The 16,076-nt window shown below is 35.8% G+C and carries 17 protein-coding genes; 14 read left to right on the top strand and 3 right to left on the bottom strand.

Going from position 1 to position 16,076, the window contains the following annotated elements:
• Positions 1-207: 207 nt before the first annotated feature.
• Positions 208-732 carry an HPP family protein gene (locus tag CVN76_RS08940; protein ID WP_100531041.1) on the top strand — a complete coding sequence of 175 codons (525 nt, stop codon included), beginning with the start codon at positions 208-210 and terminating at the stop codon, positions 730-732.
• Positions 733-1,168: 436 nt separating this feature from the next.
• On the opposite strand, the gene CVN76_RS08950 is transcribed toward CVN76_RS08940, so the two are convergent.
• Positions 1,169-2,572 carry a DUF2254 domain-containing protein gene (locus CVN76_RS08950; RefSeq protein ID WP_232732145.1) on the bottom strand — a complete coding sequence of 468 codons (1,404 nt, stop codon included), beginning with the start codon at positions 2,570-2,572 and terminating at the stop codon, positions 1,169-1,171.
• 305 nt (positions 2,573-2,877) lie between these two features.
• Here CVN76_RS08950 and CVN76_RS08955 point away from each other — a divergent pair, with 305 nt between their 5' ends.
• The gene (locus CVN76_RS08955) at positions 2,878-4,104 is read left to right on the top strand and encodes an MFS transporter (protein ID WP_100530973.1); all 1,227 of its coding nucleotides are present in this window, start codon (positions 2,878-2,880) and stop codon (positions 4,102-4,104) included.
• Between the two features lie 278 nt (positions 4,105-4,382).
• On the opposite strand, the gene CVN76_RS08960 is transcribed toward CVN76_RS08955, so the two are convergent.
• Together CVN76_RS08960 and CVN76_RS08965 are read right to left on the bottom strand one after the other, a co-directional pair.
• Positions 4,383-5,330, bottom strand: a complete 948-nt coding sequence (locus CVN76_RS08960; RefSeq protein ID WP_100530974.1) for an amidohydrolase family protein — start codon at positions 5,328-5,330, stop codon at positions 4,383-4,385.
• Positions 5,331-5,350: 20 nt separating this feature from the next.
• A complete protein-coding gene (locus CVN76_RS08965) occupies positions 5,351-6,184 on the bottom strand; it encodes an alpha/beta fold hydrolase (protein WP_100530975.1) in 834 nt (277 codons plus the stop codon).
• A 111-nt stretch (positions 6,185-6,295) separates the two neighbouring features.
• Between CVN76_RS08965 and CVN76_RS08970 the strand changes: the two genes are divergently transcribed.
• The 12 genes from CVN76_RS08970 to CVN76_RS09025 all read left to right on the top strand — a co-directional run bounded on the left by CVN76_RS08970 (position 6,296) and on the right by CVN76_RS09025 (position 15,796).
• Positions 6,296-6,853 carry a TetR/AcrR family transcriptional regulator gene (locus tag CVN76_RS08970; RefSeq protein WP_100530976.1) on the top strand — a complete coding sequence of 186 codons (558 nt, stop codon included), beginning with the start codon at positions 6,296-6,298 and terminating at the stop codon, positions 6,851-6,853.
• Between the two features lie 321 nt (positions 6,854-7,174).
• The gene (locus tag CVN76_RS08975) at positions 7,175-7,810 is read left to right on the top strand and encodes a LysE family translocator (RefSeq protein WP_100530977.1); all 636 of its coding nucleotides are present in this window, start codon (positions 7,175-7,177) and stop codon (positions 7,808-7,810) included.
• 413 nt (positions 7,811-8,223) lie between these two features.
• Positions 8,224-8,817 (top strand): hypothetical protein, encoded by a 594-nt coding sequence (locus CVN76_RS08980; protein ID WP_100530978.1) that lies wholly within the window; start codon positions 8,224-8,226, stop codon positions 8,815-8,817.
• A 35-nt stretch (positions 8,818-8,852) separates the two neighbouring features.
• The gene (locus CVN76_RS08985) at positions 8,853-9,059 is read left to right on the top strand and encodes a hypothetical protein (RefSeq protein ID WP_100530979.1); all 207 of its coding nucleotides are present in this window, start codon (positions 8,853-8,855) and stop codon (positions 9,057-9,059) included.
• 373 nt (positions 9,060-9,432) lie between these two features.
• Positions 9,433-9,849: a DUF4362 domain-containing protein gene (locus tag CVN76_RS08990; protein WP_100530980.1), complete on the top strand. Its 417-nt coding sequence runs from the start codon at positions 9,433-9,435 to the stop codon at positions 9,847-9,849.
• A gap of 858 nt (positions 9,850-10,707) precedes the next feature.
• Entirely contained in the window at positions 10,708-10,995 is a 288-nt protein-coding gene (locus CVN76_RS08995; protein WP_100530981.1) for a hypothetical protein, read from the top strand.
• Positions 10,996-11,418: 423 nt separating this feature from the next.
• Positions 11,419-11,583, top strand: a complete 165-nt coding sequence (gene sda, locus CVN76_RS09000) for a sporulation histidine kinase inhibitor Sda (protein ID WP_100530982.1) — start codon at positions 11,419-11,421, stop codon at positions 11,581-11,583.
• Positions 11,584-11,850: 267 nt separating this feature from the next.
• On the top strand, positions 11,851-12,768 hold the full coding sequence (locus CVN76_RS09005) for a DoxX-like family protein (protein WP_100530983.1): 918 nt from the start codon (positions 11,851-11,853) through the stop codon (positions 12,766-12,768).
• Complete coding sequence (locus CVN76_RS09010) at positions 12,765-13,376, top strand: DUF4166 domain-containing protein (RefSeq protein ID WP_100530984.1); 612 nt, start codon at positions 12,765-12,767, stop codon at positions 13,374-13,376. The genes CVN76_RS09005 and CVN76_RS09010 overlap by 4 nt, the downstream gene beginning before the upstream one ends.
• Positions 13,345-14,898 carry a YndJ family protein gene (locus CVN76_RS09015; protein ID WP_100530985.1) on the top strand — a complete coding sequence of 518 codons (1,554 nt, stop codon included), beginning with the start codon at positions 13,345-13,347 and terminating at the stop codon, positions 14,896-14,898. The genes CVN76_RS09010 and CVN76_RS09015 overlap by 32 nt, the downstream gene beginning before the upstream one ends.
• Positions 14,899-15,103: 205 nt before the next feature.
• Positions 15,104-15,463 (top strand): hypothetical protein, encoded by a 360-nt coding sequence (locus CVN76_RS09020; RefSeq protein ID WP_100530986.1) that lies wholly within the window; start codon positions 15,104-15,106, stop codon positions 15,461-15,463.
• Between the two features lie 129 nt (positions 15,464-15,592).
• Entirely contained in the window at positions 15,593-15,796 is a 204-nt protein-coding gene (locus CVN76_RS09025; RefSeq protein ID WP_100530987.1) for a hypothetical protein, read from the top strand.
• The last annotated feature ends 280 nt before the right edge of the window (positions 15,797-16,076 follow it).

Consider the following 16,076-nt stretch of genomic DNA (forward strand, 5'->3'; position numbering starts at 1 on the left):
CATAGCTCTCTTTTCGGCCATATAATTGAATGGAAATCATATCGGATACTGGTTGATTCGGTTAAAATTGGCATGGGGTTTAGGCGGTTTTGTTTCACCTACAATATCAAGTTTTGTAATATAATCAGTGGATAGTTTTTTTTTAGCAAGGAGGAACATAATTTGATTACAGAAGGAAATGTAGCAAAAAAGGAGCAACCAGAAGAAATGGCTCAACAAAACATCCCTCATTATCTAATGAAAATGAGGGGAAAAGGAAAGAGTCCTCTGAAAGTAAATACGAAGGATGTTATAACTGGATTTTTGGGTGGGGCTATTACTATTTTTATTCTTGGATTATTGACACGCTTTACTTACACTCCATTGTTAATAGCTTCATTTGGTGCAAGTTGTGTATTAGCCTTCGGGCTTTGGAATTCCCCTTTATCACAACCTAGAAATATCATAGGCGGACACTTCATTTCAACTTTCATAGGATTACTTGTTTATCATCTAATTGGAAACGAACCATGGTCTCTGGCATTGGGAGTGGGATTAGCTATCAGTTTGATGATGTTAACCAAAACAACCCATCCACCCGCTGGGGCAGACCCAATCATTGTAATACTTGGCTCTTATACATGGGATTATTTATTTACGACAGTATTAACTGGATCCATTATTATTGTGCTGATGGCATTATTAATCAATAATTTACGAAGTAATAGAAAATATCCTGTTTTTTGGATATAAAAATATAGAATTAAAGAATAAACCACCGTTTTTCTCCATTTGTATTTTTAAAAAATAATCTGTAAAGATAAAATTCCCCACAGGTTACAGGTTTCGTAATTCATCCTTAGCGTATGAATTACGATTCTTGAAATAGTTTCACTTCTCTTCTTCACTGAAAATACCAGGACATTCGGATTCATAAGTATGCAACCCATTGTCTTCTTCAAAATACTGAGGGGTGGTTTTATTGAGCAAGTCATCTCTGCCCGTTGCTTCACTTTATCTCTACTCTTCATTGATAACATCCCATTCCACACTGTTTGTATCGGCTCTGCGATAAGTCTGATAGAACTAACGGGTACGTTAGCGCCTATGTAAAGTAAAAATACCACCAAGCTGAGTGCACTGGTGGTGTTTCCTGCTGCAAAACTAATATACGATCAGTTGCATTTCATCACTCGGGTTTAGTTGAATTGGTATTTAATCCTATTTTTTTTCTTTGTTTCAAGAACTCTTCATACTCTTTTTCATGCTTTGTCGAAACAGCAAGATTAGATAGCGCATGGTGAAATTGCTGGTGGTCCAGTTTAAATAAAAAAAGGTTCTCGAATCCACTTGCAGTAAGCACTCCAAACTCCCAAATGGCTTTATAGTCACGTGGATTAAGGGATTTAGCCATTAAAGCTAACACTTTTAAAATTTCAGTTGCCACAATTACATTTTCTTTAGCATAATGTCTGATATAACCAAAACCATGATAAAGATAATGATTAAAATCCCTTTCCTGTAAAATCACGCGCAGATTATTATTTTCATCTATTAAGTAATTAGAAAAATTGGATTTGCGTGAAATGGAAGCAAGTACCTCACCAATTTGATAGATTGCATTTGTAGCTGTTTTGGGATCATAATTACCTATGGACCTAATCGCAACTTCTACCAGTTTGTTTATACTGAATTCAATATCTTGAACTTCAGATTGCCTCCTTTTGATACTAAAAAGCGAAAGATACTTTAGTTCATCTATTTCCTTCGCGTTTTTTTTCCAATAGGATAAGATAGGCGTTGATTCAAAAACATAACTTCCAATTGTATATTCCAACCGAATAACGATGCCATCTTTTTGAGCTTCATTAACCATAGTAATATAATCCACGAGTTGAATATAACCAGATTTCCTTGCAGTAATAGTAAATTCCTTACTCTCGGATATTTGGCCCGTAATAGTACTTATATCTTTTACTTTATATGGATCTATTTCATCTTCTAACGTACTTTTTACAATGCTTAACGCTTCTTTTTTCATGTCATAAGTCATTTGGTTAACCTGCAGCCAATTGACCGCATGATGAATGAAAAAGACAAACGTTCCTATAGATAATGCGGCTATTATCGTGGCTAAAACAGGTACTGCAAAATAATATTGTGCAAGATCCTTATTTAGGAATAGATAACATAATAGCATGTAGAAAAAACTTGCTGTAAAAATCCCAAGCACACGTTGGGTGGCTTTACTTGCAATGAAATTTTTCAACATGCGTGGCGAAAACTGTCCGGAAAATGTCGTGAAAACGACCAGAACCAAGTTAAATGTAAACGTAGTTAATGTCAAAGTGGCTGCTGTAAGCGTACCGACAATGGCTTGAGTAAGACTATAATCCACCGCATAAATAGTGATCATATTTTTTCCTAACTCATATTGATAGTCTGCCGTTAATGCAGCACCTACTAATAGAAAGGAGATGAATACATATATAACAGGCGTATACCATAAATTAGATTGAATAATATGAGATAATTCCCTATTTGACATCGTTCTAAATTTCTTTATCTTATCAAAAGAATTAATTTTACCCAAATTCATATATCTCCTTTCATAAAAAAATCAAAAGCATGGAGCTAATTTTCCAACAAGTTCAAAGGAACACTATCTATGTATTACCTAATCCTCCCCATCTTTAAACAGTTTATTCCAAAATGACATTGAAACGTAATCAACCTGAAAATCCGGATTCAATACATCGCTTATTTATTGAATAAAATGGATCATCGAGACGGATATTTTTGATTCCTTCTTCATGAACTATCGGGGCAGGATAGTTGAAGAACAAATATGGGTTTTTATGGTAATATAAACCTAATTATTTTTATTAAGGAGATATTATGAATAGGATACCGTTTTATAGTTTCTGGTTTGCTAAGACAAGCATAGCCCTAGCTGATGTCATTTACATTATGGTAATTACCACATTTATATATCAAAAAACTGAGTCTGCATTAATGGCTTCATTATTTCCTTTATTCAAAGCCTTGGCTAATTTAATTGCTGGCCTTACATCACCATTACTTTATAAAAAGTTCACTTTCTCTAAATTACTTGTGAGTCTTCAAGGTTTGAAGGCTATAATACTTACTTTCTTACTTCTGGGTTTCTTGCCTATAACTAATCATATTTATGTTCTGTTATTATTTATTTTAGTTATATCTTTTATGGAAGGATGGGGAAACCCGTTACTTAATTCTGTTACACCTAAAATTGTACCGAAAGGAAATCTTGTGAAAGCTAACAGTTCTTTATCTATTACAACACAATCTGTTCAAATAGCTGGGTATAGCTTTACAGGTTTTGCTGTCATAAATTGGGGACATAATTCAACTTTGGCTTTTAATGTAGTATTGCTTTGGGTTTCTGTATTGGCTTTATATATTACATCAAAATATTTTATGGATAACGTTGAAGTTCAAATAGAAAATAAGTCTAAATGGACACTAATGAATGAAGGATGGGGTATTTTATGGCGTAATCAAACTCTTAGACTGGTTACATTAATGGATGTTATTGAGGGAATGGCAGGTTCCATTTGGATAGGAGCAATAACATTGGTGTATGTAAAAGAAGCCTTAAACCAAGGGGAACAATGGTGGGGGTTTATTAATGCAAGTTATTATATCGGTTCTATTTTTGGGGGTATAATCACCTTGTTCATAGCTAAAACCATACAGAAGCACTTAATTTTTAGTATGGCGATCGGTTCGTTATTATTTAGTATTTTCACGTTAATATATGGGCTGACGAGTAACCCTATACTGGCTCTTCTGCTTTGTGTTGCAATGGGTCCAGCCTACCAAATAAGAGATGTAGCTCAACAAACTGCATTTCAAATAAATATTCAAGCCAAACATTTACCAAAGGTGTATGCATCCCAAGGTATCCTTTTATCAACTGTTACAGGTTTATCCATTTTTCTAATGGGCTTCATTGCTGACTTTGTTGGAGTACGAGCTGTATATATATTCGGTTCAATCCTAATCTTTATTTCAGCTATATTATCTTTTACTTTAGTTAAGGCAAACAAAAAGAAATTTTCTACTGTTGATTTTAAATCATAAAAAAATGAAGATATTGTTCAACTAACGGGTGCTTTAGCTTAGGATCGGAGCTGTCTTTAAGGCAGCTTCTTCTTTATGGAACTAAAGGCGCAGGATTGTTCCATACGGACGGCTTTTCTTAATGAACATATGGCAGCCTTCTTAAACGTATGATTCTTACATCTGATCGTCTTCCTTTTGTTCACAAGTGTATAAGGGATGATGCTGGAAGTCAAAACACATCCCCTTTTCTTTTCTAATAGTAAAAATCCTAATTCGTTTATTCAATAGCGTATAACCTATTCCAAATTCAACAATTTATATGCATTCGTTTTGAACATTTTTTGCTTCACTGCATCTGATACTATACCCGTTTGTTCAAGTTGTTCAGCCAAACTAATCACAAATTTGGTTGGTGTGTACGGTGTGTCGGAAGCGTACAGCAGCTTATCCTGGTCGACTAAGTCAAGCAAGGCTGGCAGTTGTTGGGGAAGAACGATACCCGCGACGTCGAAATATTGCGAGCGCATGACAGCCATAATATCCACTTGTTCATCGGTCAAATCTGGATTCAACACTTGCGCCAGTTTCACACGACTTGCAATAATGGGGAGGACTGCGCCAGCATGTGGAATAATGAATTTAATATGGGGATAGCGGACGAAAATCCCATTTTGCAACATGTTTAATACAGTGCGTGTCGTATCAAAGAAAAATTCCATAATTGGAGTTGGAATTTGACCCGCAATTTTTGTGTCATACTTACCAGGCTCATTGGGATGCAATGCGACAATGGCATGATGTTCATTCAATGATTCCATAATGGGGTCAAGAAGCGGGTCACCCAGGTATACCCCACGGGAGTTGGTGGGTAATGTAAAACCGGTCGCATGTTGTTCGGTTAGAGCTAGCTCGATCGTCGCTAAACTAGCTTCAATATGCGGAAGCGGTAGAGAAGCCAAAAAGCCGATCTGTTTGGGGTATTTTCGCTGCTGTTCAGCCGCATAGTTATTGACCTCTGCGGCTAACTCGATCGTACTGTTCATTTCTCCCGTATTAATGTGTGGTGACGAAATTGAAATCACCGAATAATCTATGTTTGTTTTATCCATAGTTTCCAGCGTCAAATCAATTGAATATTCTGGAGTTTTTACTCCATCCCCCATATCATTGAATTGCGTTTTTAAAAAATGCTTATACCCGGGAGAAAGATAATGAGCATGGAAATCAATTTTAGAATAGTTCATCTATTTCATCCCTTTCTACGTTAAACAAATACTTCTTTTACAGTTTGAGCAAATTCCTGGGGCTTTTGTGCATAGCCTAAATGAGCGCCAGCAATGGAGTGAATAGGTAAATCAAGCTTCTCGGACAAGTCTCTGACAACATCTTGAGGGAATGAACCCACTGAATCCGTACCATTAAATAAGATGATTTTTTCTTTTTGCTCTGCCATTTTGTTTAAATCAATTTTACGACTGGTGTATTGGAGAATTTCATATTTGAACCAATCGGCCATTCCTTTAACAACGGGGTTATCTATATTTTCAAGCGAAACAGCTGGTTTAGCCATCATTTTGGCATCCATAGGAGCGATATGCAGAGCTTCGCCGAATAGTTTCATGGCTGCCGCCATTCCCTCTGTCTGGAAAGTTTCAACTATTTTTTCATTCATGGCTGCCCAATCTGTTGAATCAGCCAAAAATGTGTTGATCGGCGGTTCGTGGAAAGCGACTTTTTTTACAATCTCAGGATAGTCCTGCAAGGTTTCCATAGCGACAATTGCACCGGAACTGCTGCCCAAAATATATATCGGTTCATCAGTAAGGTGTTTTGCTAATGCAGCTACATCATTAGCGTCGGTTTCAAGACGGTAAGTGCTGTGTGGATTCTGGGCATCTTTCGGCAATGGTGTAGTTAATTCACTCTGTCCATAGCCGCGGCGGTCATAAGTTACAACCGTATACTGTTCTTGTAAAAAACCAGCTGTTTTGGCATAAATATCTCCAGTGCCATTAGCTCCTGGAATCAAGATGATAACAGGACCTTGACCAATTTTTTCATAATATAAATTGGCACCATTAACCTGTAGAATACTCATTGCAAATCGCTCCTTTAAAAATATATTTAAAACTCCTTGCTAACTCATGTCACCAACTATATACTCATGGTATGAGTTAGTCAAGCGACAAACATAAAGAAGGATGGAATTATGACAAAGCGAATTAGTTTATCAAGAGAAATTGTGCTAGAAGAAGGTTTGAAAATCAGTAGCGAAATGGGATTTAATAAACTGACCTATAATGGGTTAGCCCGTTCATTATCCATTCAGCCGCAATCGATGTATCGATATGTAAGTAATCTGGAGGATTTAAAAAGTGGAGTTGTAGCCATCTACCTAAAAGGCTTGGTCGAATTGATTTACCATGAATTATTAGCGTACTCAGGTAAAGACGCGTTACGTAAATTCGCGTTCTGCGTGATTTCATATTCACAATCCAGACTCACATTTCCAGATATGGTTGGCGGACTTGCTGAATTCAGTGATACCGATGCAGTTTCACAGCAAATGGAAAAGCTGCATAACATATTAGTTGAAATTATTAAACCCATTACAAAAGATGAATCAATGATTGAGCAAAATGTACAAATGTTTCTTAGTTACGTACTTGGACATTTGCAACTCATGAATAATGGAATTGCACCGAAAAAAGTAAATATTCAACAAAACTTTGAAGAGAACATCGAACGATTATTTTCATTATTTTAAAAGGAGAAAAAGTCAGGTAAATCGGCACAAACCCCCAAATCCGAGGGCTGCTTACGGCTATTAGGAAATATTAATAATTCAGCCGTAAAGATGATTAATTTAGGAATCTCCCTAGAGGTTCCTTTTTTAGTATCTTATACATAGTTTTCTGATAATTAATGGTAAAATAGAGATATTTCAAACTGGGGTGATTGTAAATGAGAATAATTCAATTAGTCCATTAAGAAAAAGGTGCCCTAAAAGACAGCTCAAGTATTCTTTATGCTGGATCCTTGATATTATTGGTCATCATTAAACCAAATTAAAAAAGGAGGATATGAATTGGAAAATTATCTATTATTTTTAATGATGTCTTTTTTACTTATTATAATGCCAGGTCCAAATGCAGGAGTTCTTATTCAAAACACAATCTCTCTTGGTAAAAAAGGCGGGGTCAAGACCGTTTTTGGGTCATTCTCTGGGCTAATCCTCCATATCTTGGCAGCAGTATTTGGGTTGTCAGCAATCATCCTTCAATCGGCTTATGTCTTTTCAATATTCAAGTATGCTGGTGCCGTATATTTAATCTACCTTGGTGTTAAATCTTTACTTTCCTTACGGAAGCCGAGCGAACTTAAAGTAGAAGGTCAAAAATCACAAATTAAAAGTAACTCAAAAAGAAACAGTTGCTTTTTCCAAGGTTTTATAACCTGCGTCTCCAACCCAAAAGTCGCCGTGTTTTTCTTTACATTCTTACCCCAATTTGTTAAACCAGGAGAAGGCCATTTTACTCAATTATTAGTGATGGGATGCTCCTATGCATTTTTAAACCTTATATGGTATCTAACTTGTGTTTACTTAATAAATTACCTGAAATATTGGATAAGAAAACCTTCTGTACAAAAAGTTTTACAAGGAGCCACTGGCTTTGTTTTATTAGTCTTTGGTTTTAAACTTGCTTTTGAAAAACAACCCTAAAATTATGGGCACTTTGCTTAATATATGTATTATCTAACAGATTTCCCGTACAGTTTATTAACTCTACGATAAGCCTTAATGAACTAGCGGATGCGTTAGCTGCAGATCGGAGCTGTCTTGATGACAGGTTTTTCTTTATGTAACTTATAGGGCGGGGTCTTTCCTCACATTCAAATAAATAATCCAAATAGAAATTAATTGAGAAATCGCCTTTTCCATGTTAAGCTGCAGGTCAGTTTTGTGGTGGAATATGAGTTTGTGAAGAATTGTACTTAGACTAACGAGTGCGTTAGCTGAAGGAGCTGTCTTGAAGGCAGCTTTTTTTATGGAACTAACGGGGCAGGTGTGATGAAGAAGGATTTTTTTTTTACATATCGTATTTACTTAGTAAGTATAAAAGGAGTGTGTAGAATATGAATCAATACCTGATAGGAATTCATGAAGGTGAGTTATCGAATCCTCAGCTAAGTGAATTAATGGAATATAACTCCAAAATATCAAAAAACTCAATAACCACGATATCAATTTCTTCCCCAGAAAATCTGACGTTAATGGTAGGGGTAGAAGAGTCTCAATTATCAACTGGACTTACTGACCAATATTACTTACTGACTAATGAATTAAAAAAACGGAATCAATATCAGGATAAGTTTTATTTCGTTTATGATTATAGGAATAGAAAGATAGTAAAAAACCCTACGGTAAGATGTTTTCCTTTAATAAAATTAACAATTAGTGGTACTAAGTTACAAAATCTAATTCAAACTGTTAAGGATATAAAACAAGAAGATGTATTTGCAGGCTTCAAAATGAACTTAGTAGAACCGGATTTACTTGTCGTTGAAGTTCTTCTTTCCTCTCCAATGTTAGAAATGATGAATAAGGGTGAAAAAATACCTAAATCCTCACAATGCGATAAACATTATTTATATTTAAGCGAATTAACAGAGTTACTTTCTGATCCTAGGTTATGTAACTCTGTTCAAACTAAGGCTATAACAGATTAGAGTCATTTAAAACAAAGATTGTGGAGAGTGTTCATATGATTTGGTCATTATTATCTTTAGCGGGTTTACTACTTATTGTTTTGGCTATCTTTTATTTTGTTAATGTAGCAAAAACATATAAAAATAAAACATTTAGTACCATTTCATTTGTATTTGATTTCATTTTTTCATTAGGAAGTGGCGTAATTTTGTTAGGATTCCTTCTAATAATCATCGGAATGGCTATGGCAGGTGGCTCCTAATAATTTTTGTTTTTTTCGCGTCATATTTTATCATACAGTTTCTGCTGCAAGCTTTATAGATCTAACGTATAACGAAAGGAATGTATATATTGTTTTTCTTATATGCAATTTTATTTTTCATTTTTGGATATAGCTTTATATTAACATTTATAAAAGCAATAAAAGACGAAGCATCCCAGCATCTTGCTGCAATCCTTTTTCTTGTATGGGCTTCATTAGCAATAATCGTTACTGTGAATTTAATAACATTGTAAGAACTGTTCTTATTCATCAATCAGGGAGTTGCTTCGGCAGCTCTTTTCTTATGGAACAAAAGGGGCAGGACCGTTGAAAAAGTGAAACTGAAAACGATTTATAACTAAAGGGGGAGTTTATGGTGAGATATGTGAGTTTTATAACTGCCAGCATAATGTTTTTGCTTATAGTTGGTTGTGCCGATATAGAGACTGATTCAAAAAAATTTGTTCCTTCTGATACTGATATTGTGAATAGGAATAATGGAGATATTGAAAATGAATCTAGGTTAAAAGAATTTATCAAAAATACAGAAACAGGGGATAAGGATAGTATTCGTGTGGTGGCTTACACGAAGGAAGGCGACCCAATCCTAACTGAATTAACATATAACCGAGAGCAGCTTGAAGTTACTGAGGATACCACTAGAGATGAATACGGCAGTGGAGAAATTAACACATTTGAATGCGAGAAAATTGTAGTTGAAGAAAATAAATACTCAATCATTGGTTGCCAAGGTGACAAAACACCTTATTACTTAGCAGAAGGAAATTAATGTGATATTTGATCGTGTAATTCTCAACGACCCTTTATCATGCCATGATTCTAAATCATCCTTAATCAACTAACCGGGCAGATTAGTTCACGAGCGCTGTTTGATCTTTATTCGACAATTGGGTCATATTAATGAATAAACCTCCCGAAAGTGTGAAGCTATACACTTAAATTAAATGTTAGTTCAAATAATAAAAACGTTCCTGCTGGCTACAGAAACGCACTCTTTAACTAAAAAAATAACACGGCAGCGGTTCAATATGAATATTAAAAAAACCTTAGTGAAGGAAGACTAACAATTATTATCAATATTAATTATATGCTAAGATTATTGTAAAATTAACTTTTGCTTAAGGACGATTAAATGACACTTTTATATCAATCACTAGGATTTGGGGTTTTATTTGGATTATTTATGTTATTTGTGAATTATGATAAGCCAAATAAACTTTTGATCTTTCTTAAATACTTTTTAATAGGTACAGGCGGACACTACGTATATGAATGGATTTTGGGGTGAAGTTCCCCTTTTCCAAAAGAACGTAAATTATCAGGTGCGTTAGCTGAAGATCGGAGCTGTCTTTAAGGCGGCTTTTTCTTTATGTAACTTATGGGGCAGGTTTGCTCAGCAAGCGCAGTGTATACGTACTGTGTGGTAAAAATCTTGAATAAACATATATCACTTGAACAAGTTACTAATAAAAAAGAGGTATTACCTTTGAAAAAAACATTAGTTTTATTTTTATAGATTAATTGGGGCAGTTTACAGCTTTTTTTATGGAGCTAAAGGGTCACGTTAGTTAGTAAGGAATGCTATAATAGCCCATATTTCAAAACGATTTTAAGGAGTTAAGCTCTTATGATTATAAAAATTGTTTTTGGTAACGATTTTATTCAGTACATTTCTTGTTCAACAAAAGTAGGCAGGAAGATGACCAGTATTCAGGAGGGCTTTCTAAATTGGATTTTTGACGAGGAAAAGAATACAGAATATTGGGCTTTAGAAAATGGGAAAAGAGCTTACCCTAATTATGATGCAAAAGCAATTGTTGAATGGTTAAACAATGTAAGATTTAAGCGAGGAAAAGCGAAAGCTAAATTAATCACAAATCCTCAACTATGTGTTAAAAAGAAATTATATTTTTAGAGTGTTCCTAAATGTTTAATGTTGAAACCATAAGATTGTAAAAAAGGTACTTAAACTAACAGGTGCGTTTCTGATTAACGATTAATCAACTTTAAAGAGCCTTACTACAAAAAATGTAGCAAGGCTTTTGTGTATTTGGATTAAAAATAAATAACGTTATGATCACTTTACAGGTTCTTTAGGTAAAACAAGATTTTCTACTTTCATTATGGCTCAAATAGGAATAATATATAGGTATTAATACTTGAATAATCTTAAAATTATGAAAATGATACTAATTTTAGGTCCAAAGGTTTAATTCGATATAAGAACGTGGTAAATATATTCAAGAAAAGTATCGAATAATAGTATATGAAATAACAATTTTATTGTTATCTAGTCTTTTCTAATTGAGTCTGTTCAATATCAGGTGAGAAGGAGTGGATGATAATAAATTGCTTAAATAGGTTAGATGATGAATTATTGATTGAAACTTACCTCGCGGCTATCAAACTTAAAGATAGTAAAGACTTTGTGGAATTACTTAAAAACGAGATATGTAGGCGTGGATTGTATGATAATAAATTATTTCGAAAAAATGTAAACTGAAGCTGTGATGCCTTGAAGCCATTCTGTACAGGAATGGCTTTTTGCGTTCTGTTAAAGGAGGTATCACCAACCTGGTGACAGAGCCAGGTTGGGACAATACAGGTAGGGACCAAGCTGTGCAGCTAGGAAAAAATGGTTTGCTTTTTAATGAGCTATCGGCGCAGGTTAGCTGAACTGCAATTATGGGCGATAATTCTTACAGCCATTTCATAAATTCTACCATGTTGTATGGAAACTTATGTTACTTTATTAATGGAGGTGACATTTATGAAAAATAAACCAATCTATGTGGAAATTCCAATTCAGGCAACGATAGACGAAGTATGGCGGATGACGCAAAAGCCTGAACTACATGAACAATGGGATTTGCGTTTTTCTTCTATTACCTATTTACCGAAAAAATCAGAAGATGATCCGCAATCCTTTTTATATGAAACGAAATTGGGTCGTTATGTTAAAGTCGCTGGCTGGGGTAAAAGCGTCGGTGCGCATAATAAGAAGGATGGTTCAAAAACTTCTTCTCTTCACTTTGGTACCGATCAAAAAATTTCGCCAATTCGTGAAGGGAAAGGATATTGGCAATATATACCGAAAGATAACGGAATCACATTTCTGACCCAATATGATTATGATGTACGCTATGGTTTGCTTGGACGGCTTTTAGACTTCTTTTTTCGGCCAATCATGGGGTGGGCAACTGCTCTAAGCTTTGATGTGCTAAAACGCTGGATTGAAAAGGGGGAATCACCACGATCTCAATATGTCCGTTTCATTATTAACGCTATAGTAACCATGCTTTTTGTCTTTATTTGGCTTTATCATGGGCTCATCCCGAAGATGATTGCCAAGCATCCTGAGGAAGTATCGATGCTATCCAGTTTAACATCCTTGGATGGGACTGCTGCTGTGAAGGGTGTAGAAATAATAGGCGTTCTCGAGATTTTATTTGCAGTGGTTTGGCTGCTTTATCGTAAGAAAAGACACTTACTTATTGTGCAGATCATTATTTTTCCGTTACTAACCATTAGTGCCTTGATCGCTAATCCTTCATTAGCGTCGCATCCGTTTACCCCTCTTACATTTAATGCTAGTCTGTGGGTCCTTTCCATCATTAGCTTCTTACTAGCAACTGATTTGCCATCGGCAACAAGTTGCAGGCGGACGAGAAAGGGAGAATCATCATGACAATCTACCAAGACCTCTTAGGTGAGGATTTTCAAAGACTTCATCCTAAGCTTCAAGAGCGTTATGCCTTGCCAATTGGTAAACCGTTCAATGGGGGCGGAACGATGTCAAAGATTGAAACGGGGGCAGGCTGGCTAAAACCTTTTTTGAAATTAGCGGCACGCTGGAAATTTCTTTTTCCCGAAAATGGGAAGGATGTGCCGTTTTCCATCAAAAATACCTGTAGTTCATTGCCGACAGGTGAGGCACAAATACATTGGGAGCGTACTTTTTATTTTGAAGAGATCACTCGGCATTTTAATGCGCTTATGACGGTCGATACGAAACGTGGAGTTGTAAAGGATTATTTAGGGGAGCCGAGCTTATTTTATTCGGATTTAACATTTGCGGTTACACCTGAAGGGCGCATTCACATTCACTCTGGTACACAACGTATCGTTATAGGTAATCTGGAGCTTCCAATTCCTCGGTTATTGGAAGGAGTCGTGACTGTTGAGGAAGGGTACGATGATGTCCGAGAAGTATTTACGATTCAAGTCGATATAAGAAACCGAATCGTAGGAAGGTTGATGGCTTATGCAGGCGAATTTAAGATGCAGGCTCTTTAGTCCAATCACCATTGCAGGTGTTTTCTTTTTCATAGCAAGCAGCATGTTGGCATCTGAATCGTATTTGTTAATGCTGACAGCTGCACAGTTAATTTTCGTGCCACTTATGCTCCAGCTGCTATTAGAACCAAAGAGGAAATATATTATGTTCAATTGGATGGCCATGCTCTCCATTTTTTTACTGCAAGTCGTCCCATCAAGCACAGGACAGATGGTACTCGCTTTCATTTATATGACTTTTACCTTTTTTGTGGCGTGTAATGGCCTAAAGCGTTTTTTTCAGCGTGGCTTTACAAACTGGGCAGAAATATCCATTGATATCGGGATGATGTATTTATTTGTAGGCGGACTATGGTTCTTTGCTTATATAACGGGAATGGATACAGGTTTCAATCCACTGATCACGTGGTTAACGGCTATTCATTTTCATTACTCTGCCTTTTTATTGCCCATATCCCTTGGTTTTTTTGGACGCTTACACGAGTCAACCTGGTATCGTGTAATTGTGCCGATTATTTTAGCAGGTCCCTTGCTCGTCGCCATTGGCATTTCCTTATCGCCGTTACTGGAAATCATCTCTGTGTTGCTATACATATTTGCCATTTACACATTAATCGTACTGGCATACCAAACACGTTTCCTTTCACGCTTGCAGGCGATATTGATACGGCTATCATTCAGTGCACTAGGCATCACAATCTTATTTTCATTGCTTTATGCGACATATAATTCGTTTGGAATTTGGCTGGTTAGTATTGATTTCATGCTAAAATTCCATGGCTTGTTTAACTGTTTAATTTTTGGCATGTTAGGCGTACTCGGCTGGGTGCTTGTGCCTCCTAAAACGAAACAGGATGTCTGGAATTTCCCGGTGAGCCAAATTCGAGGTGCGTTAAAAGGAGCAGGCAAGCCACACCCGGGTCTAGTGGCTGATCTAAGTGAGTTTGTTGATATAAAAACTTTACCAAAAACAATCGTCCATTTTTATGAGAACACAGATAAGTATCGGTTATTTGCGTCTGTAAAATGGGCAACTTGGTTTAAACCGTTTGCGGTGTGTTATAAATTGATAAGTACAAAACTACAGCAATTGAACTTGCCCATCTCAAGTAACCGTACTGAAATGACATATCAAATACGCACTGTTGATCAAACGCTCGATGGGAGGGAAAACCCACGCGCATGGATTCGCCAGGTGAAGGGGAATACCGTATTTGTGGCCATTTATTCTCAGCATGAAACGAAGGGCAGGACGTATATGAATATAGCACTTCCGCTTCCCTATTCGTCAATGATTGGCATTTTACAGCTTGACGCTACCGATGGCTCTCTCATTCTTTCGAGCGAGGGAGACAGTGACGCCGGTATTTATTTAGCAGCGGGCAAAGCGCTTTTCAAGCTTCCGTTATCCGAACACTTTTTCATTAATGAAACAATGGCAGGCGTGCTCACAGCACAACACAAAATGCGAATCTTTGGCATTCCCTTCTTACATATCGATTACACCATTGATCAAAAATGATGGAGGATTGTATAAGATCTACTATATTTTTTAAAGTAGCTCTATCTATTTAGAGGCACTTTTTTATTCATTAAATGAGAAGAGGATATTAGTTAAACGATACAAAACCAATAAATAAAATAATTAAGTGGGTACTTCTTTATGGGCTGATGCCTATCTAAAGAGACAGAGTAATTGAATAATTCAATGTGAAAGGGTTGTTTTTGTGGGGTTAACTTCGATTATAATTGGACTTTTTGGAGCTATATTAGTTATTATCTTCGTTTTTCCATTACTAATGATTAGAAGATATGGGAAAGGTTCATCTCCTTATAAGTGGTCTTATTGTATATTCGGGCTTTTAATTATCAATTGGATACTATACATTACAGGTTTTTATACATTGCTTCCTGATAATGTTGCAGACTTAATTTTTATCCCAATATGGTTTATTGTTTGTGCTTTAGGTGCCTTATTTACAATATTTGAGTTTAAGAACAACAAAGCCTTTGCGGTTCCCCTTGCTGGTTTTACTTTTATTAGTTTTGTTTTCGCTTTATTCATAATTGGTATATCACAGATGTAACGATGAAGTAAGTGTTCAACAAGAGGGCGCGATTCTTTAATAAGAATCGCTTTTCTTAATGAACTAAAGGGGCAGGTTAGCTCAACAAGAAAATGTTAGAACAGGGAGTTGAAAGGTGGTTGATGTTGAGTGTATGTATTCCCAGAAGAAAACGACTTTCTTTCGTTATTTGAGTGCGAACCTATATTATTTGATACCACTGCGAAAGATTTACCATTTTATTATAATAAAGCAACATATCAATTTTCTAATGGGGAGGAAGACTTTATTGTTACACTTTCTCCATCTTACGGTGAAGTAAAAATACAAGTAACCCAACCGACTTCAAGTTAATTGTTATCACTTTTGGATTTAAAACGAGTTGATAAATTTGAGATTACAGCAGACAAAAAGGAACTTTCAAGTGTACTTTTAACAGTTCTGAATGAGGATTCCCTACAAACAATAGAAGTTGATTTTAAGCCGAAATTCAAACTGATTTTTAGAGAACATGATAGGCGGTAAAAACACAGTCTTGTTAAACTAACGGGTGCGTTAGCTGATTAAGGAATACAAAAATGAGCAATCTTTATTAACAATGAATAATCCAATTAAATAATAGAAGGGCATGTTT

The organism is Bacillus sp. mrc49 (genome assembly GCF_002803435.1).

Excerpts from the sequence above, each read along its gene's own strand:
- CVN76_RS08990 (WP_100530980.1), top strand. The coding sequence starts at position 9,433 with ATGGTGAGATATGTGAGTTTTATAACTGCCAGCATAATGTTTTTGCTT.
- CVN76_RS09015 (WP_100530985.1), top strand. The coding sequence starts at position 13,345 with ATGCAGGCGAATTTAAGATGCAGGCTCTTTAGTCCAATCACCATTGCA.
- CVN76_RS09010 (WP_100530984.1), top strand. The coding sequence starts at position 12,765 with ATGACAATCTACCAAGACCTCTTAGGTGAGGATTTTCAAAGACTTCAT.
- CVN76_RS08970 (WP_100530976.1), top strand. The coding sequence starts at position 6,296 with ATGACAAAGCGAATTAGTTTATCAAGAGAAATTGTGCTAGAAGAAGGT.
- CVN76_RS08985 (WP_100530979.1), top strand. The coding sequence starts at position 8,853 with ATGATTTGGTCATTATTATCTTTAGCGGGTTTACTACTTATTGTTTTG.
- CVN76_RS08955 (WP_100530973.1), top strand. The coding sequence starts at position 2,878 with ATGAATAGGATACCGTTTTATAGTTTCTGGTTTGCTAAGACAAGCATA.
- CVN76_RS08965 (WP_100530975.1), bottom strand. The coding sequence starts at position 6,184 with ATGAGTATTCTACAGGTTAATGGTGCCAATTTATATTATGAAAAAATT.
- CVN76_RS08995 (WP_100530981.1), top strand. The coding sequence starts at position 10,708 with ATGATTATAAAAATTGTTTTTGGTAACGATTTTATTCAGTACATTTCT.
- CVN76_RS08940 (WP_100531041.1), top strand. The coding sequence starts at position 208 with ATGGCTCAACAAAACATCCCTCATTATCTAATGAAAATGAGGGGAAAA.
- sda (WP_100530982.1), top strand. The coding sequence starts at position 11,419 with ATGATAATAAATTGCTTAAATAGGTTAGATGATGAATTATTGATTGAA.
- CVN76_RS09005 (WP_100530983.1), top strand. The coding sequence starts at position 11,851 with ATGAAAAATAAACCAATCTATGTGGAAATTCCAATTCAGGCAACGATA.
- CVN76_RS08980 (WP_100530978.1), top strand. The coding sequence starts at position 8,224 with ATGAATCAATACCTGATAGGAATTCATGAAGGTGAGTTATCGAATCCT.
- CVN76_RS08960 (WP_100530974.1), bottom strand. The coding sequence starts at position 5,330 with ATGAACTATTCTAAAATTGATTTCCATGCTCATTATCTTTCTCCCGGG.